The organism is Bradyrhizobium sp. SZCCHNRI2009, assembly GCF_032485115.1.
Lineage (GTDB): Bacteria > Pseudomonadota > Alphaproteobacteria > Rhizobiales > Xanthobacteraceae > Bradyrhizobium.
The window spans coordinates 923,183-948,416 of record NZ_JAUEUH010000001.1; the positions used below are offsets into that span (position 1 = coordinate 923,183).

Consider the following 25,234-nt stretch of genomic DNA (forward strand, 5'->3'; position numbering starts at 1 on the left):
GTACGAGATCGCTCCGCGACGTCCCGCCTTGATTGGCTTTTCGAGGCCATGAGAGCGAACCTAGTGGCGATGCTGGAGTAATACCGACGAATGTCGCGGGCGACTACGAGTCACGCGCAGAGGCGTGCTGATCGGGCCGTCGATTGCTGCTACCTTAGACCACGTCGAAGTCGTCCAAGAACTCGGAGACCGGCGTTACGCCGCAGACGAGCAGGTGATCGCGGGCGCGGGTGCAGGCGACATAGAGAAGGTGCCGCTCAGTCTCATAGACCTCCTGCAGGTCAGCCTCGTCCCCCACGTTCTCGATGCGCTCCTGGAGCGGAATGACCTCGTCGTCGCAGGCCATCACCACGACGACCCGAAACTCCAGACCCTTCGCCAGGTGCATTGTCGCAATCGAGACCTGTCCGGTGGCCGTTTCGACGCGATCATCGAGCACCCGGAAGGGAAGGCCTACTTTCTCGACCGCGGCTCGTGCACGGTCGAGTTGGGCCTCCGAACGAACGAAGACGCCGAATTCATGGGGCAGCACCCCGCCGGCAGCCTGGTCTGTGATCCATTGCGCCACGGCCGCGCATTCTCCGGCGTCGTCCGGGAGAGCCATGATGGTCGGCTCCGGGCCGTTGAAGACGGAGATGGCATCGTCCCGCCGTTCACTGTTGCCGTCGACGTCCGCCACGGTGGGGCCGAGCAGGCGGTCGGCTTGGCTCCGGATCTGGTGCGACGTCCGATAGTTGACCCGCAGCGTTCGGGAGCGCCCTCTGATGTCGACCCCGACGGACTTCCACGAGAAAGGCTGCTGGAAGATGCGCTGGCCCAGATCGCCTGCGAAGAACAGCGCGTTGGGCCGGCCGGCACCAAGCGCCGCCAGGAATTTCAGGTGGGCCGGGCTGATATCCTGCGCCTCGTCCACGACGGCAAAGTCGAACGTGATCCGTTGTCCGAGTGAAATGGTGCCGGCCAGCGTGGTGAAGAGTTCAGGCCACGTGATGAGGCTTTTCGATCGAAGCTCATGCTGGACACGCTCGAAGATCGACCAAAGCTGCCGGCGCTGCGCATCCGACAGCCGGGTCTTGCGTCCCAGCCGCGCCACATCGCGGTAGGCTTCCCAAGAGTTGAGCTGCCAGGCATCGACGATCTCGTCCCATTCGGTGACCAGGAAGCGCAGGCTGAATTTGTGGGGGCCAGCCTTGTCAGCCTCTGTCTTGATCAGGTTGCGGACGACGTACGTCTCTGCAATCGCCGCCGGCCCGACATGCGACCTGTAGAGCCGCAGCCCGATGCCGTTGAGGGAGTGGATGTCGATCCGCTCCCCCAGACGCGGCTCGCTGCCCAGCAGCCGCCGGAGCTTGGCCTGGAGAGCGTTGGCGAGGGTGTCCGAAAACGTGGTCAGGAGTACGCGCGACTGCGGATGAGATCGCGCCAGATGCACGGCCCGGTGCAAGGCTACGATGGTCTTTCCCGTGCCCGCTGAGCCGGACACGCGGGCAGGCCCGGCATAGTCGCGCTCGACCAGCTCGCGCTGGTCCGGATGCAGGAAGACGGTCCACTTGTCCCAGGGGGCGTCGAGTGCGATGCGGAGTTCATCGGCATCGCGAATCGTCCTGAACCTACGCTTTGCGTCGGGGTGATCGAAGGCGCTCGAACCCGATGCTCCGAGCAGGGTTTCGAGCTGCTTTTCGAGGGCTTCGAAATCTGTAGCGGAGGCCTCTCCATCTGACCATTCCGCATCAGCCGCAAGGCTAGGAAGGGACAAGCTTTCCATCCTGGCGGCAAGCGTATCGTCTGGAAGTTTCGGAAGTCCGCGCGGTTGACCGCCCGTGGCCAATTCCAGCAGTGCCTCGGATGCCTCCGCTGGCAAGTGGTCTGTCAGGGCGAACAGTGTATCCTCTGTTGCACCCCTGACATCCTCGAGCCATTCCGATGGCACGCCGAAGCCAAGCAGTTCGTCGTCCGAGACCCCGGCGAACAGCAGTGGTTTGGCCCGGTCCAGAGGCAGCGCGGCTTGCACATAGACCGGGACAACGATCTCTTTCACGGTCTCGCGGATCTCAACGAGTTGGGCCGCTCCCGTTTTGGGGTGAGTTTCCAGTTTGCGGCGCTCGGCCCAATCATAAGCCTTGTCGTGATGGTCGACATAGCAGAGCAGAAGGCTCTCCTTCGTCCGGTGCACGATAAGCCGGATGTCGCTGTTCACCCGCACCGACCAGAAGTTCTTGTCCCTAGCCTTGTCGAGCTTGTGAAAGCTCATACCCGGATTGGCTGGATTAAGCTGCAGATCGAACGCTGTTGTCTTCACAGCTTTCTGCTCCTCGCCTGTCAGTCGAGCGAGGCTGTCGGTGAAGGTATCAGAGATCCGAAACTCCGTCATGGGCGAGGCCAGAGTGATACAGCGATTTCAGCCAAGGATTTCGATCGCGCATCGATATTGCTGAATTTGAAATTCGACAGCTTCGCCAAGTCTTGCGTGAGCTTGATCGCGGAATCCTTATAAGCAGTCTTCTTTCGCCCAAAGGGATTGTTGGAGGCTCCTATGTTGAGGGGGCCAGCAAAAAGCGTAAGATTTCCGATCCGGTCTACGTACCTCGAATGCGCGGATTCAGCGTTACTTCCCAGATAGGAAACCCAATCCCCGTATTCGTCCTTTGCTTTCTTGGTCTTTATTTTTTGCGGCATGATGTGTTCGACGTGAACGTCATCTGATCCCAGCACCTGCAATTCGTCGTGTTCGCCGTGCTTCGCAATCTCTATCTTTTCCAGGCAGTACCGCGCTCGATCTATTAGGTTCGCCGAAAAATGGGCGTCAGCAAACTCGGCCCGGAATTTGTCGTCGGTCGGACAAAGTTCACGATAGGCAACCCTGGTTGATTCAATGGGATTTTTTGGAGAATTCGCGCAAAGCCGCGCGAACAGGGCTTCGGTATCATTCGATCGCTCTCGACAGACGTGTCGGCGGAGCACGAAATTCTCCGTAAGCTTCAATATTTCACGGAAGTCTTTATCACTGCAACCGTTGGAACGCAGGTGCATTAAAAATCCGTACGTTTGAACCGCCTTGATCATCTGCAAATTGCGAAGGTGTCGGTCGATGCGCTTGTCCCTGGTTCGAGCGAATATTAAGTCGCTGTAAACCTCGGAACACAATGTCAGTCGCGATACGAATTCATTGAATCCAACCTTCTTGAGAGCTGGCGATTGAACGATAGGGAGCTCGGCTACAACAGCATCAGTTGTCGCAGCATCTTCGTCCTGGTCATCCTCAGGATCGTTGTAAAAGCCGTGCTCGGGAAGCGTCTCTGCTTCCTTCACTTGATTCATAAAGAGGCTCTTGAACTCGGAGATGACTTCCGACGTCATTACTCTGCGCTGGAGAGTGGCCATCAAGAAGTAGCGGAAGAACGCATCGGAGCTTGTTCCGTCCAGGTTAACTAGTAGCTTGCTCCAATGCTTGCGAGCAAATTCGAGCGAATCCGACCCGAGCCTAGCCGCATTGCCAAGTAGAAAATTCTTGACGATATCTGTTGGACTTAATTTCAGGCCGCGATTGTTGATCGTCTCGAACAGCTTGAAAGCGTCTTTGGCGTTACCAACATCGAGCCTGATTATGACCGCTTGATTGCGGAGCATGTAAAGGAACTCACGAACATCTTTTAACGAAGCCTCAGCTACCCGCTCACGAACAAAGCTGAATGCAGCAGCCAAATTCTGATTCTTGGCGCCCGCTATTTCACCTTGAAGCAGATGCTGTGCAAATTCATCTGCATCAATCGATTCAAGTGCAATTTTCTTTACTGCTTTACCACTGAGCGGCTTTGCGTTCAGGAGTTGATCTATCTCAAATGTTTCGTCCGACGTTCCTTCCGCTTCGAGCCGCTCTCGAATGCACTCGAGAATAATGCTTACGGTAGTAAGCCGTTGCTGCCCATCGACCAGCTCCAGATGATTTAGGCCGGCTTTGTGATGGCCGGCCAAGCACACGATGCTGCCAAGCAAATGAGTGTCGCCATTCTCGATTGCGGCGATGTCGTCCATAAGTTCCCCTACTTGACGCTCATGCCATGAATATCTCCTCTGGTATGTCGGAATGACATACTGCTCGTTTGTGGAGCCGAACAATTGATTCAGTGTAAGCGACGTCGGAGTAATCTTCATTGTCAATCCCAAGTAGCAGGAATCAGGAAGTGTTCTGTTAAATGAGTTCACCGCGCACGACATTTCACGGAGAAGTGGTCGAAACTGATCTCGTCGATGCTGTCTCTCAAGAGCTTGCCAAGTCCCGAGAGGTTAGGGTCTGCAATTGCACCCGGCTTCAAGACGGAGATGTGAGGCTGAAAATGATGTGCTCCAAAGGCACTCCGTCGGTGATCACTCGGCCTCCTCGTTCCGAGCACATCGATAGTTTCGTGGCAGTAAAAGCGTTCCCTTAAACCTTCGATTGCCGCGGAAGCTCCGTTGGCGCGTCTGATGCGGAGGCCTATCATGCATCGCGACGGATCTACATCATCCCGCGGATTCTCACCACCGGGTGCCATCGCCATCATGCGCAATTCCGAGCCGGGAATAGCAAAGCTCACCGCTTCGGTCGTATTGCTTAGATTCCGCATGTTGCGTCTCGCATGGTAGACCGTCACGTGCAGCTCGCGCTTCATCAAGCTGCTGGGAATGCCAACGATCTTGGTGAAGAAGTCTCGTAATTTTTGTTCGCTCTTACTGTCCAGATGTGCGGTTGCCCAAACAGAATACTGCATCGGATCAAGCCAGATTTAGACCCTGAAGACCTTCATCACCTCGTCCCCGAGATGGTTGATGACCTTCACGGCGATCCGGCCGCTCTTGGGCTTGTGGAAGGGGCGGGAGATGTCGCTGTTCAGGCTTGCCCAGGCTTCCGGGTCGATCTCGGCTTTCAGTGTGGTTTTGAGCGCTCCATAGGGATCGTTGGCGCCCAGGAAATAGGCGTGGCGGACGAAGAAGCTCTCTTCGTTGTAGTCGGTGTCGATGAACCAGCAGGCAATGCCGTCGGCGTTATCGCTGATGACCTCACCGGTCTGGGGCTTGAATACGTCGACGCCGTTGACTTTCACGCGGAACCGCCCGTCGCTCTCTTGGATAAGGTCAATATCGGGCTCGCCGAAGATCACGAACAGGTTGCCCTTGCCGGTGTTCTTGAGGTCGTCGGCCATGTGCAGGTCGGCGTTCATGCGCGCCTTGAGCACGGGAATGCGGCCGAGCTTGTTGAACTCGGTGGTGTGGGCCTCATAGTTGAAAGCGCAGGCGATCAGGACATCAAACGAGGCGTCCCCGGCCTCGCGCGCCGCGGCCACAAGGTCGGCTCGCAGGACGGTCCCGAACTCAGGGCCAATGAAAATGGCGGCGCGCCGCTCGGTCTCGCCTTCCATGTAGCGGCCTTCCGCGCAGACGAGGTCGCCAGGCCAGGGCGTGAGCGCGGCGAAGGTGATCCGGTCCTCTCTGTGCGCCTGCTGAACGCCGGCGGCTCTCAGATTCTCGAGGATCATTTCCGGAAACGACTTCTTCGGACCAAACTTGGCGCTGTGGTCGGCGAGGCCATCGATGAGATCATCATTTTCGTTCACGCCGAGAACTCGGTGCGGACTTAGGCTTTCGACCGTAAAAGGACCGGCAACGCGGACCGTTTTGTTGTCGGTGTAGGGCTTGTCGTAGAGGTACTCGAACTCCGCCTTGGCGGCAATTGAGGCATCGATCTCGTTCTGTCGTGCTATGCGCGCGCGCCACCATTCGGTGTGCAATTCCGTGGCAAGGTCAGACCATGACTCGTCCGCGTCGCGCGGAAGCTCCCATTCGCGCCATTTCTGTTTCAGTGCGGCATTCAGCTTTTCGCGCAACAGCTCCATGCGCGCCTGCCACTTGTCCCAGAGAACATCGATCTCCGCATTGTTGGCGATCGATTTCAGTGTCACGTGCGGCACACGTTCGTAGACAAACCCTAGACGTATGTTGCCCTGGACTGCTCTTGTGCTGGGTGCGACGCGAGTGAGTTCAGACTCCTTCATCTGCCCATCACGTGAATCCGCCAAAATGTAAAATGGATAGCGCGCCCCCATAATGCGAGCGCGCGCCAATGCTAGAGCGACGCGAGACGTATCGATCGTTATCCAACGACGACCCCACTGCTCGGCGACAGTAGCTGTTGTGCCTGAGCCGCAAGTCGGATCGATTACGAGATCGCCGGGATCGGTTGTCATGAGTACGCACCGCTGAACGATTTTCGTCACCGTCTGCACGACATAAACCTGCTCCTCCAGAAAACTGCCAGCGCCGGTATCAGTCCAGACAGAGGTGATAGGAACAACGGGGAAGTCGTCTAAATAGCGGACGTAGCGAAGGCTGTTCGTTGTAGTATGAAAGCGTGAAGCCTTGGCAAGTCGCGCCAGTCCATGGGAGTGCGTCTTCCAACGATGGTTGTACATCTTGCCTTGGAAAGTAAACTCATATCTTGGATTAGCTGACTCAACCGACGTCGGTTGATAGATTTTCCCGTTCGTTACGTCGAGCCCAGCAGCTCCGGCTCCCTTCATCGACCAACGTGAGCCATCCGGCATTTCTACCGAATTGTAGCCAGCAACCGTCTCGCGAGTTTTCTCAAGATATAGCGGCCGAAATTTAACTGCTGACATGTTCCGGCAATACCAAAGCAAATAATCAGAAGTTGCAGGTACGAGGGATTGAGAAAGTCCTCCGGTCTTTTGGACGGTGAAGGCGCAGCAAATGTTGTCGCTGCCAAACACCTCATCCAGCACCGTCCTGACGCGATGCACGTTTTCGTCGCCTATCTGTACAAAAATAGACCCGGACTCGCTGAGCAAGTCCCGAGCGACAGTTAGGCGATCACGCAAATACGTCAGATAGCTGTGTATGCCATCACGCCAGGTATCTCGAAACGCTTTGACTTGCTCTGGCTCGCGGGTGATCTGATCAAGCTTGCCGTCTGTTACATTGCGGCTGGTTGTGCTCCACTGGAAGTTGCTGTTGAATTTGATACCGTAAGGTGGATCAAAGTAGATGCATTGCACCTTGCCGCGTAGACCCTCGCGCTCAGCGAGACTGGCCATCACCTGCAGCGAGTCGCCAAGGATCATGCGGTTCGACCAGTTCTGGTCGTGCTGATAGAATTCGGTCTTGTCGGCGCCCTTTGGAATGCCGTTGAAGTCGGCGAACAGGTCGGGCGTAGTCTCACCGTCCTCGTGCTCGCGCTCCCGGGTAGCGCGGAGGAGGTCGTCGATCAGGACCTTTGGGTGTACCTTCTCCTGAATGTAGAGCGGCGGCGCCTGGACGACGAGGTCGCTCCAGTCCTGCTCGTCCTTGCCGCGCCAGACCAGCTGCGGGTCGAGATCGCGATTCCGGGGATAGGACACCTTGCGAGGGTTCTGCTGTTCCTTCTCCAGCACGGACTGATATTCCGCGGTCGGGATGTTCGTCCGCTTGGCGTCGTCGTGCTTCAGCGTCTCGACCGACTTGGCGGCCTGTTTCTTCGTGTTCTTTGCCATGTCGTCCTCTCGGCCTGGCGTCCTGACCAATCTCAGGCCGGTTCCTTGATGCAACTTTGTTCGATCAACTTGTCGAACTCGGCCTTCACTCTGGCCTCGAAGTCCGTGCCGATCTGGTAGATCTCGCCGAATTCCGCGAATGCCCAGCGTCCGAAGCTGCCGAGATGGTTCACGCCGGGCACCCAATAGGTGTCCATGGTGGCCTTCTTCTCCTTGGCGTCCTCGCGGCGGTAGCCCTTGATCTCGACGATCATGTTAAGCAGATCATCGGGGCCTTTGCCGTCGTCGACCTTCACGATGAAGTCGGGCAGATACTTCCGGTTCTCCGACCCGTAGCGGTAGGGGACCTCGAAGCCGAGATTGTGGTTCTTGGTGTAGGCGATGACACGGGGATGCGCCTCGGCGACGCGACAGAACTCTGCCTCCCAGTCGGAATCCAGAATGACCCAGTTGACGTGGTTCTTCGGTGGCGGCCCACAGGTGTCCCACCGCTCAGCGCGCGAGGTGTTGAAGCGCACGCGGCGGGTCGAGCCGACCTGGTTGTAGGGATTGAGCAGGGCCTTGATCGGTCGCTCACCGATGAAATGGCGGGTGATCGCGGCGGTGATGCGGTTGCAGGCCATGTCGGCCAGCTCCTGGTACATGAGCTGGGCCGGGTAGGTACCACCCTTGCACACCAAGCACGTATCGAGCCACTGCTTCACGATGCGTTTGAGCTGGCCGAACAGCGTCAGGTTCGGCTCCTCGCCCGGCTCGCGCCATTTCGTGGTGATCAGCCGATGGGTGAGATTGTAGACCAGCGAGGAGGGACGCATGTCGCCGAGATGGTCGAGGCTCATGTCGACACCCTGGCCGATGATGCCGGAATTGCGCGTGATCGACGGGCCGACCAGATCGGGGCTGAGCTCCAGCACGGAATCGTCGTTGAAGTCGGCCGACAGCCGCTCCTCAGGCAGTTCGACCCGATAGCCTTCGACGCGGGGAAAGCGGATCTCCAGGACATCGCGATCCGGCGTGATGGCCTTGACCTGGATGGTTTCCCGCGGCGGCTGCGGCGGAGCAATGACCGGCTTGGCCGTGAAGTCGAAGGGAATGCCGAACACGTCGGCATATTCGACGTTGAACAGACATTCCTCATTGAGCTGATACGACTGCCGGCGCAACGCGCGGCCGATGACCTGTTCGCAAAGCAGTTGGGTGCCGAAGGCGCGGATACCGAGAACATGGGTCACCGTGTTGGCGTCCCATCCCTCGGTCAGCATCGAGACGGAGACGACACACCGGATCGAGCCGCCGAGCTGGCCGAGCTTGCCAACCGTATTCATGACCTCGCGCAGCAAATCGGATTCGCTGATGTTGTCGGCGGCACGGGCGTCTCCGGTCCGCTCGATGATATCGCGCTTGAACCGATCGATCTCGTCGGCAGCCATGGCCCTGAAACTATCGTCCAGCGCATTGCCGGCTTCGAGCTGCTCGCTGTCGATCAGGAGTGTATTCGGCCGGGCCAGCGGGTTGCCGGTGACGTCGTCGAAATTCCGGAACAGCGCGAAACGGCTGTTTTGGAGAGTCGTTGAGCCATCCGAATTCTTACGGTGGAATCCCGATATGAAGTCATAGACCAGCTTCGAGATGGCCGTGTTCTGGCAGACGATGATGAAGCAGGGCGGGACCTTGATGCCCTTCTCTTGCCAGAGCTTGAACGTCTTCTCATAGTGGCCGTACAGCGCCTCGATGGCCGTTTGCAGCCGTGTCGGCAGTTGGAGCGGGTCCAACTCCTCGCCCTGGCCGCGGCCCTTCTTCGGCATGTCCTTGCGGATGTTTTCCCAGAGATCGCGGAACATCGGCATTTCGTTGCCAGGAATGTTCTCAGCCACGGGCACGCGCGGCAGCTTGACGATCCCGCATTCGATCGCGTCCATCAGCGAAAAGTCGCTCATGGTCCATGGAAAAAGTGTGCCCTCAGCGTAACCTGAGCCGCGCAGGAAGAATGGCGTGGCCGAGAGATCGATGACTCGCGCCACGCCGAGCTTGCGGTTGACGGCCTCGATGCCGGAGATCCAGAGCCGGGCCGCCTCGTTGTTCTTCTCAGCTTCCTTGCGCTCGTCGCCCTTCAAATCCTCATCGTCGGGCTCCTTGGGTTTTTCCCGGTAGCAGTGGTGCGCCTCGTCGTTGATGACCATGATGTTCTTCAGGCCCATCAGCTCGCCCATGACGCGCTGGATCATCTGACCTTCGGTCTCGAGCGTGTTCAGTTCGTCACCGGTGCGGCCCTGCAGCAGCTGACGACCGCCCTTCGACAGCTCGACGCGCTCGCGGAGCTTGAAGGCGTGATAGTTGGTAATGACGATCTTGGCCCGGTTGAGATCGTCCAGCATATCGGTAGGGACGATCGCGCGCTCGGAATAGTAGTTCTCGGGGTCATTGGGCTGCAGGACGCGCAGCCGGTCCTTGATGGTCAGGCCGGGAGCGCAGATCAGGAAGCCGCGGGTGAAGTTCTTGCTGCCTTCGTGGCGGCAGGCGTTGATGGTCTGCCAGGCGACTAGCATGGACATCACGGTCGTCTTGCCGGCGCCGGTCGCGAGCTTCAGCGCCAGGCGCATCAGCTCGGGATTGGCATCCTTGTTCGCAGCTGCGAGGTGATCGAGCAGCCGTTTCCCTTGCCGAGTGCCAGGCGCGACTTCCGTGAGCCAGATCGCGGTCTCCACGGCCTCGATCTGGCAGAAGAACGGTCGCACGCCTCCGGAGTCGTTGTGCCTCCAATGCTGGAGCAGGCGGGCGGTCTCGGGCGTGACCTGCCATTGATTCGGGTTCGGCAGGGTGCGCCAGGAATCGACGTGGCTGCGCACCTCGTTGATGATCGAGGTGATGTCGTATTGCTGCTCGGTCGTCGAAAGCCCCTGGCCCTCGTCGAACACGAAACCCTTCTGCGATGCAGCCTTCCGCTTCTTTGGCTTCGGAATCGGCGTGACGAACTTGGCGCCGCGCCGGCTCTCGATGATACGCTGCGTCGGCTGGCCGGTCTCGTCGAGTTCCCAATGGCGCGTCGGATAAGCGTAAGGCGAATTGAGAATCGGGTGGTCGAAAAATGGATTGGACATATCCCCTGGACTTCCTGGTCCGTGCCTTCATGCTGTCGCTGAAACTATCCGATCCCTGGACGAACGACACTTTGTCATTCTTTACTTTTGCGCGCGGCACCTGCCAATGCAACCTTTTCGGGATGAACGTCCTGCACGGAAACGCGCCCGAGACGCTATGGCCTAGGGCGTACGTGAGTCGCCGGTCGCTGTCAGGCGCAGATGGTGCCTTCCACTGCGATCACTTCTCGGAGCGGGCCTGCAGGCACTCCGAGATCGCGGCGTGGAGGGCGGCCGGCGATTTGAGGTCCCTCGCAACCATTCGGGCATCGCGCTCGAGGCTCGCATGTGCCAGCACGTTGCGAATGGCCTTTATGCGCATGTAGGCCCGCCCGCGCTCGTCCCGAGGTCTTCCTGGCTCGATCCTTCCCTCGTGGTCGCTGTAGCGCTCCTGGGCGCCCTGTCGAGTGCGCGAGGACTGGAGATCTTTGCCGGCGAGCAGCGGGTCGTTCTCCATCAGCGCCGACAGCAGCGCCTCGAAGCCCATCAGGGCGGCGCCGACATAGTCGCCGGCGGTGAGCGCGCGCTGCGCCAGGGCGGCCTGCTGTTCCGACAGCGACAGCTCGCCCGCGCACCACGAGATCTCGGCTTCCAGCGCCTTGCGGAACAGTCGCGCGATCGGGTCCTTGCGGCGCCGGATGATGGCGAGGCAGGCGCGTGCATTGTCGACCGCGGCGTGAAGATCGAGCGTCCGCGCGCCGAAGGCCTGCGAGGCCGCGCCGCGGGTGAGATTGCCGCCGCCATCGTCGAGCAGCCCGGCGATGGGGCGCAGGTCACCGGCGGCGCGGAGGCTGGTCAGGGCGCGGATCCAGCGGATGATCTCGGTCAGGCCTTCGAGCCTGAGTACCGGCGCGGCGCCGTCGCGCTCCAGCTCGCGGGCACCGTAGGTGAGGCCGGCGATGTGGCCACGCCCGGCGTCCTCCAGCACGAAGCCGCCGAGCATCAGGCCGAAGGCGAGATGGCGCAGACCGTGGGTCACGTCGATGATCGCGCTCTCCCCCGGCAGCACGCTGCGGGCGACGGTCTCGACCAGCGCAAAGGCCTCGTTGAGATTGAGCACGTAGGGGATGAGCTTGAGGTCGATCGGAAGTCCGCTCGTCTGCCTGACGTGTCGCGTCAGCCGGTTGAGCAACTCATCCGTGGTCCTGTTGTGTCTCGCTGCATCCCACAGCTCCAGCTCGAGGTCGGTATCCTCGCCGCCGAACTGGCGCACCAGAACGTCCCACATGCTACCGGGCGTTCCGAGCACGACGACGCGCCGGATCGGCTGCCTGGTCTGGGTCGCAGCGGCGTGCTGCAGCAGGGCGGCCGGAAACCACGAGGCCTCCGCGCGACCGTCGCCGAAATCATAGACGATGCGACCATAGCCGGCCGCCTTGGGGCCTACACCGCCGAGCACGGTGATGAGAACGCTCCCGGGCGCGGTGCCGAGGGAGGCAGGCCGGGCAGGAGCGGACTCCTCGGTGACCCGGTACTCCACCAGCCGCGCGCGGTAGCGCATCATCTCGGCTTTGGAGAGCGCATCGCCGCGCCGCTCGCGCGGGACATCCATGGCGATGTGCAGGAAGCGTCCGCCGCGCTGGTTCACCTCGGCGGCGAGATGCACCGGCAGCGTGCCGATGATGGTGTCGCCGGCCTGCACGATGTCCGGATCCAGCTCCTCGACCTGCAGATCTGCCGAGATCCCCTGGCTCGCCAGCCAGTCCACGGCGCCCGCATGCCGCGTCACGACGATGCTGCGGGGCTTGCTCGATTGCGTCATGGCTCCCCCAAACCGGACGGCGAACCGTAGCATGGTCGGTCCAGGATGAGCACGCTGCGCAAACGACGGCCCAAGCGCCTTGCGCAAAGCGAGATGGGAAGAGACCCTGTGGAAATGGCCTTAGCTATTGAATTATATGAAAGAATATCTATATTGATTGATAGCAACAGGCGAGTTTGATCGCCGATCGGAGAACGACGGGGGACCCCGTGGAATTGATCCCATTTCTTGCCGATTTGACAATCCCTTGGAAACGGGGGACCTCAGCCTGCTGCGCAGTGAGAGCGCTTAGAAACGCGACATGCAATTAACCCTTGTTTTGAGTAGGTGCCTCAGCCTGCTGCGCAGTGAGAGCGCTTAGAAACACGCCCTCCATGACTTCCTCCTTTCGCCCCTTGGGCGAGCCTCAGCCTGCTGCGCAGTGAGAGCGCTTAGAAACCTGAGAATGGTCTTACGGTTCGTCATGGATTTTGCCTCAGCCTGCTGCGCGGTGAGAGCGCTTATAAACAGTAGCGATCGTTGGGCATCGTTCTCTCATGTGTGAAAGCCTCAGCCTGCTGCGCAGCGAGAGCGCTTAGAAACGTCCTCCTTGCGTTAATCTTGCCCTAGCGGCCTCAGCCTGCTGCGTAGTAAGGGCGCTTCGAAACTTGTGCTTGCCCCTGGTTGATGAGGAGAGATGCATCAGGCTGCTGCGCAGCGATGGTGCCTAGAATTCAGTGGCGAATGACTTCTCGACCATCGGTCAGGTTTCACGCAAACAGCGCCAGCCGGCCGAGGCCCAGCGCACATTCGCTGCCGGCATGAAAATACTCGCCGAACCGCAACAGGGGCCAGACCTGTGCCACTGGGCCGCTGACGATGGTGCGGCCGACGATGCCGCGCATGTGGAGCGGGGCAAGCTGTGTCGATGATGAAAACCGGCTCCAGGCCTCGGCTCCCAACTCCTCATTGGTGTAGGAGAGGCGGCGGCAGGCCGCCAGCAGGTCGTCGGAGGGGGGCGCCAGCGACCAGTCCTGCCAACGCGCCAGCGCCGCCATCCGGTTGTGCAGGTTGAGCGGCAGCATCGTCAGATCGCCCACGACCGCGCGCCCGCGCCGGATCGCCAGCGGGGTGACGAATTGAAGCGTCGCGCTGATGGGCGCACGGTCGCAGCCAATGCCGCGTCGGGCGCGGATCCTGATCAGTTCGATATCGATCGGCACCCGCAGCCGCGCCCGGCTCTTCAGCGCGATGCCGCCCTTCAGCGCTTCGGCCAGCGCCTCGGCGCATTCAGCGGACCAGTGACTCGCGAAGCCGATCAGCCTGAGTACGATGGCGACGCGGCCGCCGCGTCGGTCGCAGCGGATCACGAACGGCCGGATTGCCGCAGGCCCGCGCCGCGGCGCGAAGCAGACCTGCCAGGCGGAGACGGTGCGCGGCGAGGCGGCCTGCCGGGCTTCGAGCTGCCGGCCGAGCGCGCCGCGAATCCGGTCGGGCAGGTCCGGCGGCTCTTCGAATTGCGGCGGCAGCCGGCCGATGAGGATCACGTCGGTCCAGGACCAGCGCGCCAGCGCCTCGCTGATATCGACGACGCGATGCGGATGGGCGAGCCGATGCGTGATCGGGTCGTCGCCAGGTGCGAGCGCCGGGAACGGCTCAGAGCAGATAGAACTCATGCGCTTCCACCGGGGCGCCGCCCTGCACGATGGTCTGTGAAGCGGCCGTGTTGCTGAGCAGATAGACGCGCAGGCTGTCCTCGGGCGCGAGGTGGCGGCTGAGCCGGCCAGCGAGGCGCTTGGCCTTGGTGCGCGTCATCCGCCCCTCGAACACGCTTCGTTGCACGCGCACGGCATGCAGCTCCAGCGCCTTGGCGACGCGATTGCGCACGGAGTCGCGCCCGATGTCGTAGACGAAGACGGCGAAGACCTCTCCGCGGCTCACGAGCGCTGCCCCTCAATAGTCCATGGTATAGGGAACGAAGGCGGGGCCGCCGAGCACCGCCTCGCGAAACGCCAGCACGTCGTCATCGACCAGCCGGCGCCAGATGCTGTCGGTCTTGCGCCGTGGGTTGCGCACCGGACGGTTCAGCCATTGCTCATAGGCGCGGATGAAGCGATCGCGTCCCTCGGCGAGCAGGCGGAAGCCGGTGCTCTCGCTCCAGGTGAAGTGATCGGCGACCAGGATGCGGTTGTTTAGGACGTAGCCGACGAAGCCCTCGATCAGCGGCGCCCGGAACGCCTCCACCAAGTCCCAGGCGAGCGGCCCGGACTTCCTACGCACGACATGCAGGATTCCAAAGCCAGGATGGAGGCCATGACGGCGGACCAACGTCTCGACCTCGCGGGTGATGAGATGCGCGGCAAAGTCGAGCAGCACATCGGTGCGTGTTGCGCCCTCGTTGCGGCGCCGTGTTGCGATGGTGAAGTCCACCGGTAGCATCCGTCCATAGGCCGGCCAAAACTCGGCGCCGGCTTGGCCCTCGATGCCCCGCACGACGTCGATCGTGGTCGCGACGTCGAGCTTCAGCGCGATGCGGCCAAGATAGGACGCAACCCGCCGGGTTTCGGCGTCGCCGCGTTTACGGTTCAGCCGGAAAAGCAGCGCTCGCTGATTGCGGATGCGGCCGCGGACCACGGCTGCCGCATGGGCGAGGCTTGCCGCCGGATCCAGCACCATCTGCGCCTGGGCGAGGTGGATGTCGCCATGTCGCGCCGGCGTTGCGGCGAGATCACCGTGTGGCGCGCCCGTGGTCGAGACGAACACCAGTGGGATCTCGTGCAGCAGCGCATGGCGCATCGCAGCCGCGCTGACCTCGGTTTCCGGCCCGACCTCGATGCGGTCGATCCGCGCCGGCACTGCCGCGAACACCACACGCTCCTGCTCGTGGACCGCGAAGGCCTCGCCTTGCAGATCGAGCCGGCGCCCTGGCGTCGTCAGATAGAGCGGCCGGATGATCGGCGCGAGATCGGTGAGCGGGGCTGGGGCAGGGGCGTCCGCCGTTTCCGGGTCGACCATCCCGTCCGCGTCCTCCGGGACGAGATGAAAGGGATCGTCGATATCCTCCGCGATCGATGGCCAGGCCGGATCCTGCAGCGTGAGGTCGTCGTGCTCCAGGCGGGTGCTTTCCGTCGTCAGCTGCGCTTCGGCCTCATGGGCGATGAAGGCTGCGGCATGGACGAAGACACGGCCGAGGAAATGGAAGCCGTTGTCGAAGTCGACGACACGGGTTTTTTCGGCGTTGAGGCGCAGGCCGAGATCGGTGAGCACGCCGGCGATCCGGGGGAGCATCGCGTGGGCGGCGGCCTCGGTGCGACAGAGCACCAGGAAGTCGTCGGCAAACCGGACGACGCGCGCGGCGTCCGATTGAATGCTGCGGTCGAGTTCGTCGAGATAGAGGTTGGCCAGCAGCGGGGAGATCGGGGCGCCCTGGGCCAGACCGCGGCCGTGCGTCCGCGAGCCGGTTTCGAGCCAGACCGTGATCAGCTGCAGGACGGCATTCTCGGCAAGCAGCACACCGAGCCGGCCTAGCAGCTTGTCGTGCGGGACATTCTCGAAGAAGCGCTCGATGTCGGCGTCGACAACATGCGTGAAGCCGTCGGCGCGGGCGGTCTCGATCGCCCGGACCGCCTGATCGATCGAACGGTGCGGACGGTAGGCGAAGCTGGTCGGCGAGAGCTGGGGATCGAGCAGCGGCTGCAGCAGGAGATGCAGCGCGCTCTGCGCCACCCGGTCGCGCACGCACGGGATCGACAGCGGCCGGGCCCCGCCGTCGTGTTTGGGAATGGCGAGATGCCGGCAAGGGCCGGGCGCGTAGAAGCCGAGCGCGAGATCGCGGCACAGCCTCGTGATCTCGTCGTCAAGCGCCGCTTCGAACTGCTGTAGCGTGACACCGTCGCCGCCCGGTCCGCCGGCATTGCGCCACGTCCGCTCCCACCCCGCCAGCAGCGAGACGTGGCGGCAGAGCCGATCGAAAATGGAGCCTGTGGAAGAGAGCTTATTCATTGATCCAATTTGCAAAAATTGGCATAAACTAATTGTCGTGCAGGCGACTCTGCCGAAAATCAGTTTAAAGGATGGAACCCCGTGGAAACAACCCGAAATCTTGTCGATTTGACAGGGGCTTGGAAATGGGGGAGCCTGCAGCCGCTGCGCACTAACAGCGCTTAGAAACACCCGCTTTGAGTTTCCCTTCGACAACCAGCCTGCAGCCGCTGCGCACTAACAGCGCTTAGAAACTCAGTCCTTGTTTTTGTGGTAGGTACGATGCCTGCAGCCGCTGCGCACTAACAGCGCTTAGAAACTGCCAGAGCGGCGGCGGCGAGGATATACTGCCTGCAGCCGCTGCGCACTAACAGCGCTTAGAAACTTCATCCCTCCAGCTTTAACTGCTGATTAGTCGCCTGCAGCCGCCGCGCACAGCTGATAGTGGGCATCGCACGGCGGCGTTCCGCCGCGCAGCCTCCAAATGTCGCTAGCTAGCCCAACCTTCTCGGTGCGCAACGGATAGACCTGCGCGGGAGCAGCTTCGTGGTCGCCGCTGCTCGTTGGCTTTTCAGCGCCGCGATTGGGCGGATTGCCGGCGCTATCCATGGCGATCGTAGGTCGGACGTCATTCCCGCTTTCAGCCGCGCGTGCTATGATCGCGACTGGCGGGGATCAGAGATTGCGTGTTGGGGCAGATGACGTTGGGATACAGAAAATCGGGGCACGGCAGCAGCAACGTTCTCAAGGTTCTCATCACTCTCGGCGCCGCCATCCTACTGGCTACGATCGGAGAATCCATCGGTGGCCGTCTGCTGCACAGCCTTGCCTGCAGCACGGCGGCAGCGGCGAAGTTCCATTTGTCCTACGGCTGCCTTTCCCCGCCCGAGCATGCTGAATCGCCTTTGAAGGAGGCGTCCCACGGAGACTCGGTCGGTCAGGGGACCGATGGCCAACATCGATCTCCGCCCGCAGCGGCAGAGGACTGGTGGGGCGGCCGATTCCTCGCGGCTTGGCACGCGGAAGCCCTGATCCAGATCGGGCTTGCTCTGGTTCTGGCGCTGGGGGCAGGGCGTTTTCTGCTGTTTGCCGAGCACCGCCTCTCGGAGCATTTCGAGATCACCGCTCATCCGGAGGCCGCCTCGCCGGAGGCCGAGGTTCTGGTGATCCCGGTTTCCTGGCCGCACCGCTTCCCCGGCAAGGAGTTTTCTGATTCCGATTTCGATTGGTTGGTCGGCTTTGCGCGCGGTGAACCGGATTACTCGGCCTACCTGGATGGACGCACGATCGCTTCGGCCGACGCCACGCTCGGCGACCTGCGCGAGCCTGGGCTCGCGATCAGGCGCAACGGCGTTCAGCGCGAGACATTCCCGCTGGAGAACTGCGCCTGGCAGCAGGCCTTGCGCGCGCTCTATCCGCATCTGATGAGCGAGACCGGCGATCCGGTGCTGGCGCGCATCATCCTGCTGCCGTCGCTGGGCGGGCCGCATGCGACGAGCGGTGCGCTGGCGGCGCGGCTTCAAACGCTGATCGAATCATGGATTGCGCTGGCGGCCCGCGAGCGGGCGCGTCAGCAGAAGACGCCGTGCAAGGCAGTGGTCGAACCTGAGACGCCCGTCAATTTTGCCGACGCCAAGCAGATATCCGCCGTTTACGATTCCATCATCGCGAAGCAGCGCCGGGGTGGCAAGGAGCCGCGGATCTGCTTCGACATCACCGGCGGAACGTCGGCCGTGTCGGCTGCGGCCTCGATCGCATCGCTGCGCCAGAGGGTGACATTTTCCTACGTTGCGGAAGAGCTGGCTGCGCAGGGGTCATCAGACCGATGGAAGGTCGTGTTCAGCGATTTCGTTCCGATGCGCTACACGCCCGTGAAAGGAGGCTGACGCGGGCCGGTCTATCATATTCGCTCGAACCGGCCGTATCCGGCCTTGGTCTTGGCGCCTGCGCCGATGATCGCAAGCGCGTCCGTCATCCAGTCCATGACCATGCGGCAGTCCGACATCGCTTCTTCAAGGGCGTCGGTGTTGGCTCTCACCTTGCCGACGAAAGGCAGTGATGGCATCACCGCAAACTGAAATCGGGCGCCGGTCTCGACCGCGAGAAATTCGATCGGGTTCGGGCCGCTGCGCCGCGACGGCTCGCCGCCAGGTGTTCGCTCCCCGATCGGATGCGGCGTCATCACGTCGCCGGTGAGCGTGACCGGATCCACCGGGATGGCGTCCAGAAACACGACGCTGCCGAGCAGGATGTCGTCATCGGGCGTGGACGATTGATCGAGGGTGCGCAGCCGGCCGAAGATGCGGCGGGCTCGCGCTTCGGGCTCGGCGCGGACGTCCGCCGGATCGTCGGGGCTGCCGAACGCGCCGGCCCATTCATGGGCGTAGGCCTGGACGAGACCCTTGACCGACGACCCCGGAATGTAAGGCGTTCCCAGCACCCTATGCCATGCGAGCGCGTTCTCGATCGGGTTTGCAATGCCCATACCGATCAGAAGACGGCTGGTAGTCTTGAAAGCGTCGGAAATCCCCCCTTGTGACATGACTAGACGCTTCAGCCGCTCTGCCGCGGACGCAAGCTGCTCCTGATCTCCCCGCAGTCCGCAGACGGATCTGATCCAGGTCTTCTTGTCGGGCTTGTGGCCGTTCTTGTCGGGCCGCCAGCCGGCTCCCATCCGTTCGAAGAACAGCCCGGCGTTGCCGGCCTGCGCGCCGGATCCGAGCGTCGCTGTCTGCGCTGCCTGATGGACGGCTCTCATGTCGATGCGCGCGCCTTCTTCTGCGGATATTGAACCTTGGCGGCCTTGGCCAGCATCTTCATCGAGCCCATATACGCCGTCGCCTCTTCCTCGAGATGTCGGACATCGGCCCGTCTCTCGGTTGCGGCAATGCGCCCGACGATAAACCAGGGCCTTGGCTGAACATCCGGCAGCAGATCGCCGCATTCCTGCACCAGCCATTGGCATAGCCAGTTGGCGACGTCGACCGTCAGCTGCTTGCGTTTTCCCGAGCCGGCCTGAGCGATCGCAAGCATCGCCGGGAGGCCGTTCACGATCAGCGCGCTCCCGAGCGCGTCGATCTCCTTGCTGAGATCGTCGGGACTGTTGCCTTTTTCGATCGATGTCGTCAGCCGTTCGAAGGCATGTGCGTAGCGGGCAAGCGGCAGGTCCGTGATGTTCATGACTGGGCCCCATGCAACGAGAGCCAGCCTTCGCCCACCGTCTCATTGCCTCCGACCTGAAGATAGCCGCATCCGCTGTCGTGGATCAGCTCGGTCAGCTCGGTCAGCTTGCCGACATAGGCCGGCCCGCGGGCGCTGAGGATGTTGTACATGATGGTCTCGGGCGGAAGACTTTCCTCGCTCCACAATGCGCCCGTCGCCACGGTCTTGCTGATGGGCAGCAACCTGTTGCGGGACCGGACATGCAGGCGGCGACGAGTGAAGAAGCCGAAATCGGGATCGCTGACGATCGCGACCCGCCGGATTGCGTCCGGGATTCCGTCCAATCCCGTCAGCAGCGCCTCCAGTCCCGGACGGAGCGCGTCCCAGAGGCCGGGATCACCGCGCGGAAACCTGAACTCCTCGATGAACAGCTGATCACCATGGGCAGGATCGGACTGCACCGCCTCCTCGTCCCAATTCTCCAGATTGGCGAGGAACATCGCCGGGTCGAATGCGATGCCGCCGGCAAAGCGCCTGTCCCGCACCAAACGCTGCAGGACGTTGGGGCAGGTTGCGAGAACGAAGGCCGACGACAGCGAGCGCAGCGGCAGAAAAGCAAGACGCGCATCCGACACCAGTACCGGACCGGCGTTGTCCTGCTCTCCAAACAGCGAGAGCAGCCGCGGATCATCCGTCGCGTGCTCCTCGTCGCCAGTGACGATGGCAGGGTATTTCACCCGGCACATCGCCCGGTAGGCGCCCTTCATGCCGGAGCCAGGAATGTAGGGGTAGGACGTTCCGCTTTCGCGGGCGAATGGCAGGTCGATGAGCGACGATGTCTCGCCCGCGCCGACATGGATGAAGGTTTCGGCGCGCAGCCAGATGAAGCGGTTCGAGGACGCGGCGCGATCGGTCGTTGAAGCTGTAGGGGTCATCTCGCTTGTCCGTTGTTCAAGGCCAGTTTCCGATCGCGAAGGCGCCATATCCGAGCGCTGCGAGTTCGGGCGAAGCGAGTCGGAGATGCGTGGCCGCGTCTGCGAGCTGCCGGGCCGCATTTTCCGGGTTCTTCTTGGTGGGCACCGTGACGAACCAGGTCGATCCCGCCGGTACAACGCGAATGCCGGAGACGCGGCCGGATCGCCAGATGCCGGCGACGCGGGGACGATCGACCACCGCGCTCACGATCTTCATGCCGCTGAACTGGCCAAGCGCCTCTTTCGGACCGGTCATCGCCGGCAGCCCCTGCGGGACTGTGACCGGGACGGGTGTCAAGGCCGTGAGACGCAGGCGAAGGCCGTCCCGATCAGTCTTGAACAGTTTGAACTGACCACCGCTGAGTCCGGGCATGGCGAGATCGCTGATGCTGATCGCGACCTGACGGCCTTCACCGCCGAGTGGAGCGCTGTCGGGAAGCCAATCGGGCTGAAGTTCGGTGGCGCTGTCCAGAACTACGGCAAGTGAAAAGCCTGGGTTGAGACGAATGTGGCCGGCGGCGTAGAGATTGCCGGCGCGCGCCGTGCCGGTGATGGGGTCTATGGCGATGCCGATCCGTTCATCGACGCTGAGGATGTCACTGCGGCCGACGCTGAAATCGTTTAGCCCTTCGGTCGGCTTGAAGGCGCCCGCGAGGTCGGCGAGATGGCGGCAGAACGCAGTCCATTCGATCCAGCGATCGTTGAGACGTTCGAGCACGATCGGCTCCTTGACGGATCCGATCGGCAGCACGCTCGGGACGGGGCCGGACGTCTGGTCGCTCGCCAATGGCAGCAGCGCGGCGTTCGGAGCGACGCTGCGCAGCGATCGCGATTTCTTCTCGACCATCAGCGAGGACGGCCAGGGAACGTAGAGCCTGCGTTGCCGGCCTGTGGTGCGCAGCAGATAGGGCCCGGTGGTACGCAACGTTGCCGGCGACGCCCCCTCGGCGCTGCCCTCGGTCGTTGGCGGCATCGGCGATGGCGCCGGCGGCGCGCTCCGTCCGGTGAGGCCGCGGACAAGGGCCAGCCGCTCGCGCAAGGCCTCGTTGCTGGCGGCCTCCAGGCTCGGCAGGGCAGGACGATAGTCGAGGTCGCCATACCAGTTGTGATCCGCCGGATCGAGTTGATCGCCGGCAGCCTGCCTGACCATCGCCAACGCCATCATCGCGGCGAGCGTCGAGGGCAGCGGCGGAAACTGTGACGATGCCTCGGCGAGTCCGGCGTCGAGCTGATCGAACGGGCGGCCTTCCCTGAGAAACAGGGTGTCGGTCGGGCTGAGCTCGACGAGTGCCGACTTCGTCATGCCGTCAGCTCCATGGACGCTGGCTGCGCAGATTGAGCCCGCCAGTTCTGACTGAGGAAGCGCAGCAGCTTCATGCCGGCAAGGCTCATGGGCGCGATCCAGGACGCATGCTTGCCGTCGACGGCGCCGTGGATGCGGCAGAGCTGCATCACGCGCTCGATCAGCTCGTCGTCGACCGGGGCATCGTTTCCCTCCTGCGCCCGCTGTTGCAGGATCCGGCGGGTCAGCATGTTCGCCATGCGCTCATGCGCAGTCCGCGCAACGCCGTGGCCGCCCGGCCGCGCATAGCGCCTGTCATATTCCTTGGCCGCGGCGATCCGGGTGCCGGTGCTGGCGTCGTCCGCTCCGTCAGTGAAGGTTTCGAGCTGTTGGTCGAGGTCGTGCAGCAACTGATTGCTGCCGAGGAACGGCCGCGGGCCGATCGCGTCGGTGACGAGCGCCAGCAGGGTCTCCGGTCCGCCGGCGCGTTCATCGCCCACCCGGTTCCAGGGGGCGGCCCATTCAGCGAGCTGACCGGACCGGTCCAGGATCTCGATGGCGAGCGCATCGCGGCCTGCGTCTTCCTTCGCGACTTTGTTCAGCAGAACGCGGTTCGACTGCATCACCCATCGCAGCGGCACCTGACGATGTGCGAAGGTGATCGCGCCGGAAATCGTCGCCGGACGGGACAGGCGAAGGCCGCGCGTGCTGCGTGCGAATTCGTTGCGAATGGCGAGCGCCGCGGCCAGCGCGTCCTCGATCGGCAGCAGCGCCAGCATCTCGTCGGCGCTGGCGTAGAGCAGGATGCCGTTGTGGCGCGCGGCGAGGCCGAGATCAGCGTCAGGCACGTCCTGGCCCGCTCGGCCCCTCAGATCCTGGGCAAAGCGGGCCAGCCTCTGCGACAGCTCCGGCGTCATCAGTTCGCCCATCCGGTCGCCGTCCATCTTCAGGACGGCGTAATAGGGGGCGGGCTCGGATTTCACCTGACGGTAAAGCGCGGACAGCAGCGAGCCGGCCCTGGTGATCGCGTCGGTCGAGCCGTCGAACTTCATGAGGCTGGAAGCAAACAGCGATGCGCCGTCGACGCTGAGGATAGCGGGGTCTTCGAGTTTGTCCCTGCACGCGGCTGCCGCATCCTTCAGCCGCTTCACCCAGAGGTTCTGTTCGGCAAGGGCGTATTTCGGGCTGACCCTGGCGATCGCCTCGGCGAATCGCTCGGTCTCCACTGGCGCCCGTTCGAGCGCGTCGGCCAGCCAATGCGTTGCGGCGATGCAGCTCGTCGACGGCCAGAAGATCGGATTCTGATCGAATGAAGCGTCGCTCGGCTGCGCGAAGCCGGTACGCGCCGGCGACGGCGGCAGCCCGAACGTCCGGCGAAGCCTGTCCTTCCACCAGTTCTCGGGATGCAGCTGAAACACCGCGTAGCTCACGCGGATGCTTGGCGTCCAGCCGATGATGCGCCTGAGAGAATCCGCCTCATCCGGCGGATGATCGAACGCCAGCAGAGGAAACAGCCGCTTGACCAGCGCCGGCGCCGACAGCATCTCATCCTCGCGCAGGTCGAGGCAATCCGAAGGCTGTCGCGCATAGCCGGCATAGCGGACGTCGACCAGGCGCTGGCGGACGTGGCGCCAGAAGTCCTGGCGCTGGGTACGTTCGAGCTTGGAGCGGCCAGATATCTCGTCCCAATCCCCCATCATGGAGCAGATCGCGCCCTCCACCGGCGGCAGACCTTCCGCATCCCTGGACCAGCGCCAGCGTTTGCGGGCGTCGAGCAGAGCGTCGCCATCCTGGCCGGCCTTGGCGCACACCCAATAGATCTCCCACATTGGGGTGCAACTCGTCGAGCCGATCTGGCGATTCCATAGCCGCAACGCGCGCTCGCGATCATCGGGCCGAGCCTGCCAGTGCTCGGGCGCGAACAGCATGTCGCGCACGGCGCTGGCGAGCGTTACCCAGCGCTCCCTGATGCACTGCTCGGCCGCCTTGCCGGCCTCTCTCGCCAGCTTCTCGCTGCTGAGCGCCGCGACGAAATGATTGGGCAGGGTGGACAGCATCGGGCCGTCCTTCGGAACGTAGCCAGGCTTCATCGCGTCGATCGCACAGGCCAGCACCGGATCGTTCGGCTGCCTGACGCGGCTGCCGCGCCCGAGCCCGACATCCGGGCTTTCGATCGTGCCGCGAAATTTCTCGGTGACCACCGCCATCGCGTTGGCGACCAGCCACGACAGCAGAAACGACCCGGCCCACCAGTCTCGCGTCCGACGCGCCTCGGAGATCAGGCCCTGAACCGGGCCGAGGTGAAAGTGCAGGTTGACCTCAGCCACGGGGAGTTAGCTCCGGGTGCAGGGGGATGGCGTCGATCTCGCGGACGAATGTCTCGATGCGCGCGATCGCGGCCGGCTGATGCTCGACGTCCTGCCGGGTCGGCAGCAGGCTCATGACCAGCAGAGACGTGTCGCCGAGCGGATGCACGTGAACGTGCAGCGGACTTGGAAGGCGGGTGCGCAAGAGCGATTGTTCGGAAAACACGTCGGATGCCGCCAGCCTTGACCCACTCGCGAAGCGCGCGGTCAACTCGGCATAGGCGCGCAGCGCCGCAGCAGCGTCACCCTGGATCTCCTTGGTCCAGATCCTCGCCTGCGGTCCGAGCGTAACAAAATCGGCAGGTGCTGCGGCCTTGGCCTCGTCCGGCGGAAGCAGAAAGCGGATCCGATCCGCGACGGCGCTGGCCGTCGCGGGCGCCGTCCACGCGCTATCCCCGGCCAAAGCGTCGACGACCACGCTGCCAAAGCCACGCCGCTGGCCGGTGCCGACGCCACCGACAAGTCCCCACAGCTCCGTGGCGCGGGCGATCTGAGGCGCATATTCGGCATGAGCGGCGCGGAAGTAGAACGTCACGACGAAGGAGCTGCCGGAGGCCAGCACGCCCGACTGCTTTCGCGGCCCGAGCAGCTTGCGCTCAGGACTGCTCGACCTGAAGACCTGATCGAGCGTCTGTGGGCTTATGCTGGTGGCCGGCGTCAGTACGGCTGAGAAGACCGACTGCCCGCCGGCCTCGGCCGGCTTGGACGGATCGGCATTGTCGCCTTCGCCACCGGCGGCAGCGCCGAAGATCTTTGCTTCCAAATGCTGCCAGCCGCCGACATGGTAGTTTCGGGCTCGCCACCATTGCCGGATCATTCCGAGCAGGCTCGGAACGCGCAGCTCTGCGGTGGCTTGATCAAAGCCTACAAGAATCGCCGGCGTCGCAAATTTCAACGTAACCCGAAGCTGATGCATTCGCAGGTAATTTGACGGTGTGAAATCTGACAACTTCAAATCGAGCAGGCTTAATTGTTCGCGAAACCCTCTACGAGCGCAAGACAAAAATTGACTGTCCAAACGCAAATCCCGCCGAATCTGTCGCGTGTCCGGCATTCGCGCCGCGGCCT

16 protein-coding genes and 1 CRISPR repeat array are annotated in these 25,234 nt (G+C 62.5%); of the genes, 1 reads left to right on the forward strand and 15 read right to left on the reverse strand.

Features of this window, described 5'->3' with window-relative positions; genetic code table 11:
- Positions 1-154: 154 nt before the first annotated feature.
- From QX041_RS04170 to cas1, 9 genes are all read right to left on the reverse strand, one after another.
- Positions 155-2,371 (reverse strand): UvrD-helicase domain-containing protein, encoded by a 2,217-nt coding sequence (locus QX041_RS04170; protein WP_316164545.1) that lies wholly within the window; start codon positions 2,369-2,371, stop codon positions 155-157.
- Positions 2,368-4,152 carry a DUF262 domain-containing protein gene (locus QX041_RS04175; RefSeq protein WP_316164546.1) on the reverse strand — a complete coding sequence of 595 codons (1,785 nt, stop codon included), beginning with the start codon at positions 4,150-4,152 and terminating at the stop codon, positions 2,368-2,370. Before QX041_RS04175 ends, QX041_RS04170 begins: the two co-directional genes overlap by 4 nt.
- Positions 4,153-4,199: 47 nt before the next feature.
- On the reverse strand, positions 4,200-4,748 hold the full coding sequence (locus tag QX041_RS04180) for a hypothetical protein (protein ID WP_316164547.1): 549 nt from the start codon (positions 4,746-4,748) through the stop codon (positions 4,200-4,202).
- 15 nt (positions 4,749-4,763) lie between these two features.
- Entirely contained in the window at positions 4,764-7,523 is a 2,760-nt protein-coding gene (locus QX041_RS04185; protein ID WP_316164548.1) for a site-specific DNA-methyltransferase, read from the reverse strand.
- A 32-nt stretch (positions 7,524-7,555) separates the two neighbouring features.
- Entirely contained in the window at positions 7,556-10,621 is a 3,066-nt protein-coding gene (locus QX041_RS04190; RefSeq protein WP_316164549.1) for a BPTD_3080 family restriction endonuclease, read from the reverse strand.
- Positions 10,622-10,841: 220 nt separating this feature from the next.
- Positions 10,842-12,422: a TIGR02221 family CRISPR-associated protein gene (csx2, locus tag QX041_RS04195; RefSeq protein WP_316164550.1), complete on the reverse strand. Its 1,581-nt coding sequence runs from the start codon at positions 12,420-12,422 to the stop codon at positions 10,842-10,844.
- 261 nt (positions 12,423-12,683) lie between these two features.
- A CRISPR array of direct repeats spans positions 12,684-13,069; the repeat unit is 35 nt; unit sequence CCTCAGCCTGCTGCGCAGTGAGAGCGCTTAGAAAC.
- Positions 13,070-13,171: 102 nt separating this feature from the next.
- Positions 13,172-14,077 carry a CRISPR system precrRNA processing endoribonuclease RAMP protein Cas6 gene (gene cas6 / locus QX041_RS04200; RefSeq protein ID WP_316164551.1) on the reverse strand — a complete coding sequence of 302 codons (906 nt, stop codon included), beginning with the start codon at positions 14,075-14,077 and terminating at the stop codon, positions 13,172-13,174.
- Positions 14,058-14,342 (reverse strand): CRISPR-associated endonuclease Cas2, encoded by a 285-nt coding sequence (gene cas2 / locus QX041_RS04205; RefSeq protein WP_316164552.1) that lies wholly within the window; start codon positions 14,340-14,342, stop codon positions 14,058-14,060. Before cas2 ends, cas6 begins: the two co-directional genes overlap by 20 nt.
- A gap of 12 nt (positions 14,343-14,354) precedes the next feature.
- Entirely contained in the window at positions 14,355-16,598 is a 2,244-nt protein-coding gene (cas1, locus tag QX041_RS04210) for a CRISPR-associated endonuclease Cas1 (RefSeq protein WP_410051849.1), read from the reverse strand.
- A gap of 473 nt (positions 16,599-17,071) precedes the next feature.
- On the opposite strand from cas1, the gene QX041_RS04215 reads away from it, so the two are divergent.
- Complete coding sequence (locus QX041_RS04215; protein WP_410051850.1) at positions 17,072-18,268, forward strand: hypothetical protein; 1,197 nt, start codon at positions 17,072-17,074, stop codon at positions 18,266-18,268.
- A gap of 14 nt (positions 18,269-18,282) precedes the next feature.
- Here the strand turns inward: QX041_RS04215 and cmr6 are convergent, their stop codons facing one another.
- Genes cmr6 through QX041_RS04245 form a run of 6 tightly spaced genes read right to left on the reverse strand, consistent with a single transcriptional unit; the run spans position 18,283 to position 25,184 of the window.
- Entirely contained in the window at positions 18,283-19,140 is an 858-nt protein-coding gene (gene cmr6, locus QX041_RS04220; protein WP_316164554.1) for a type III-B CRISPR module RAMP protein Cmr6, read from the reverse strand.
- Positions 19,137-19,562, reverse strand: coding sequence for a hypothetical protein (locus QX041_RS04225; RefSeq protein WP_316164555.1), 426 nt, complete (start codon positions 19,560-19,562; stop codon positions 19,137-19,139). Before QX041_RS04225 ends, cmr6 begins: the two co-directional genes overlap by 4 nt.
- A complete protein-coding gene (gene cmr4 / locus QX041_RS04230) occupies positions 19,559-20,479 on the reverse strand; it encodes a type III-B CRISPR module RAMP protein Cmr4 (protein WP_316164556.1) in 921 nt (306 codons plus the stop codon). The genes QX041_RS04225 and cmr4 overlap by 4 nt, the downstream gene beginning before the upstream one ends.
- Before the next feature lie 16 nt (positions 20,480-20,495).
- Entirely contained in the window at positions 20,496-21,821 is a 1,326-nt protein-coding gene (locus tag QX041_RS04235; protein WP_316164557.1) for a type III-B CRISPR module-associated Cmr3 family protein, read from the reverse strand.
- Positions 21,818-24,127 (reverse strand): Cas10/Cmr2 second palm domain-containing protein, encoded by a 2,310-nt coding sequence (locus tag QX041_RS04240; protein WP_316164558.1) that lies wholly within the window; start codon positions 24,125-24,127, stop codon positions 21,818-21,820. Before QX041_RS04240 ends, QX041_RS04235 begins: the two co-directional genes overlap by 4 nt.
- A complete protein-coding gene (locus QX041_RS04245) occupies positions 24,120-25,184 on the reverse strand; it encodes an RAMP superfamily CRISPR-associated protein (RefSeq protein ID WP_316164559.1) in 1,065 nt (354 codons plus the stop codon). Before QX041_RS04245 ends, QX041_RS04240 begins: the two co-directional genes overlap by 8 nt.
- Positions 25,185-25,234 lie beyond the last annotated feature (50 nt).

Coding starts and splice junctions, on each gene's coding strand:
- QX041_RS04225 (WP_316164555.1), bottom strand. CDS start 19,562: ATGAACATCACGGACCTGCCGCTTGCCCGCTACGCACATGCCTTCGAA.
- csx2 (WP_316164550.1), bottom strand. CDS start 12,422: ATGACGCAATCGAGCAAGCCCCGCAGCATCGTCGTGACGCGGCATGCG.
- QX041_RS04190 (WP_316164549.1), bottom strand. CDS start 10,621: ATGTCCAATCCATTTTTCGACCACCCGATTCTCAATTCGCCTTACGCT.
- QX041_RS04175 (WP_316164546.1), bottom strand. CDS start 4,152: ATGAAGATTACTCCGACGTCGCTTACACTGAATCAATTGTTCGGCTCC.
- cas6 (WP_316164551.1), bottom strand. CDS start 14,077: ATGAGTTCTATCTGCTCTGAGCCGTTCCCGGCGCTCGCACCTGGCGAC.
- cmr6 (WP_316164554.1), bottom strand. CDS start 19,140: ATGAGAGCCGTCCATCAGGCAGCGCAGACAGCGACGCTCGGATCCGGC.
- QX041_RS04235 (WP_316164557.1), bottom strand. CDS start 21,821: ATGACGAAGTCGGCACTCGTCGAGCTCAGCCCGACCGACACCCTGTTT.
- QX041_RS04170 (WP_316164545.1), bottom strand. CDS start 2,371: ATGACGGAGTTTCGGATCTCTGATACCTTCACCGACAGCCTCGCTCGA.
- QX041_RS04180 (WP_316164547.1), bottom strand. CDS start 4,748: ATGCAGTATTCTGTTTGGGCAACCGCACATCTGGACAGTAAGAGCGAA.
- cmr4 (WP_316164556.1), bottom strand. CDS start 20,479: ATGACCCCTACAGCTTCAACGACCGATCGCGCCGCGTCCTCGAACCGC.
- QX041_RS04185 (WP_316164548.1), bottom strand. CDS start 7,523: ATGGCAAAGAACACGAAGAAACAGGCCGCCAAGTCGGTCGAGACGCTG.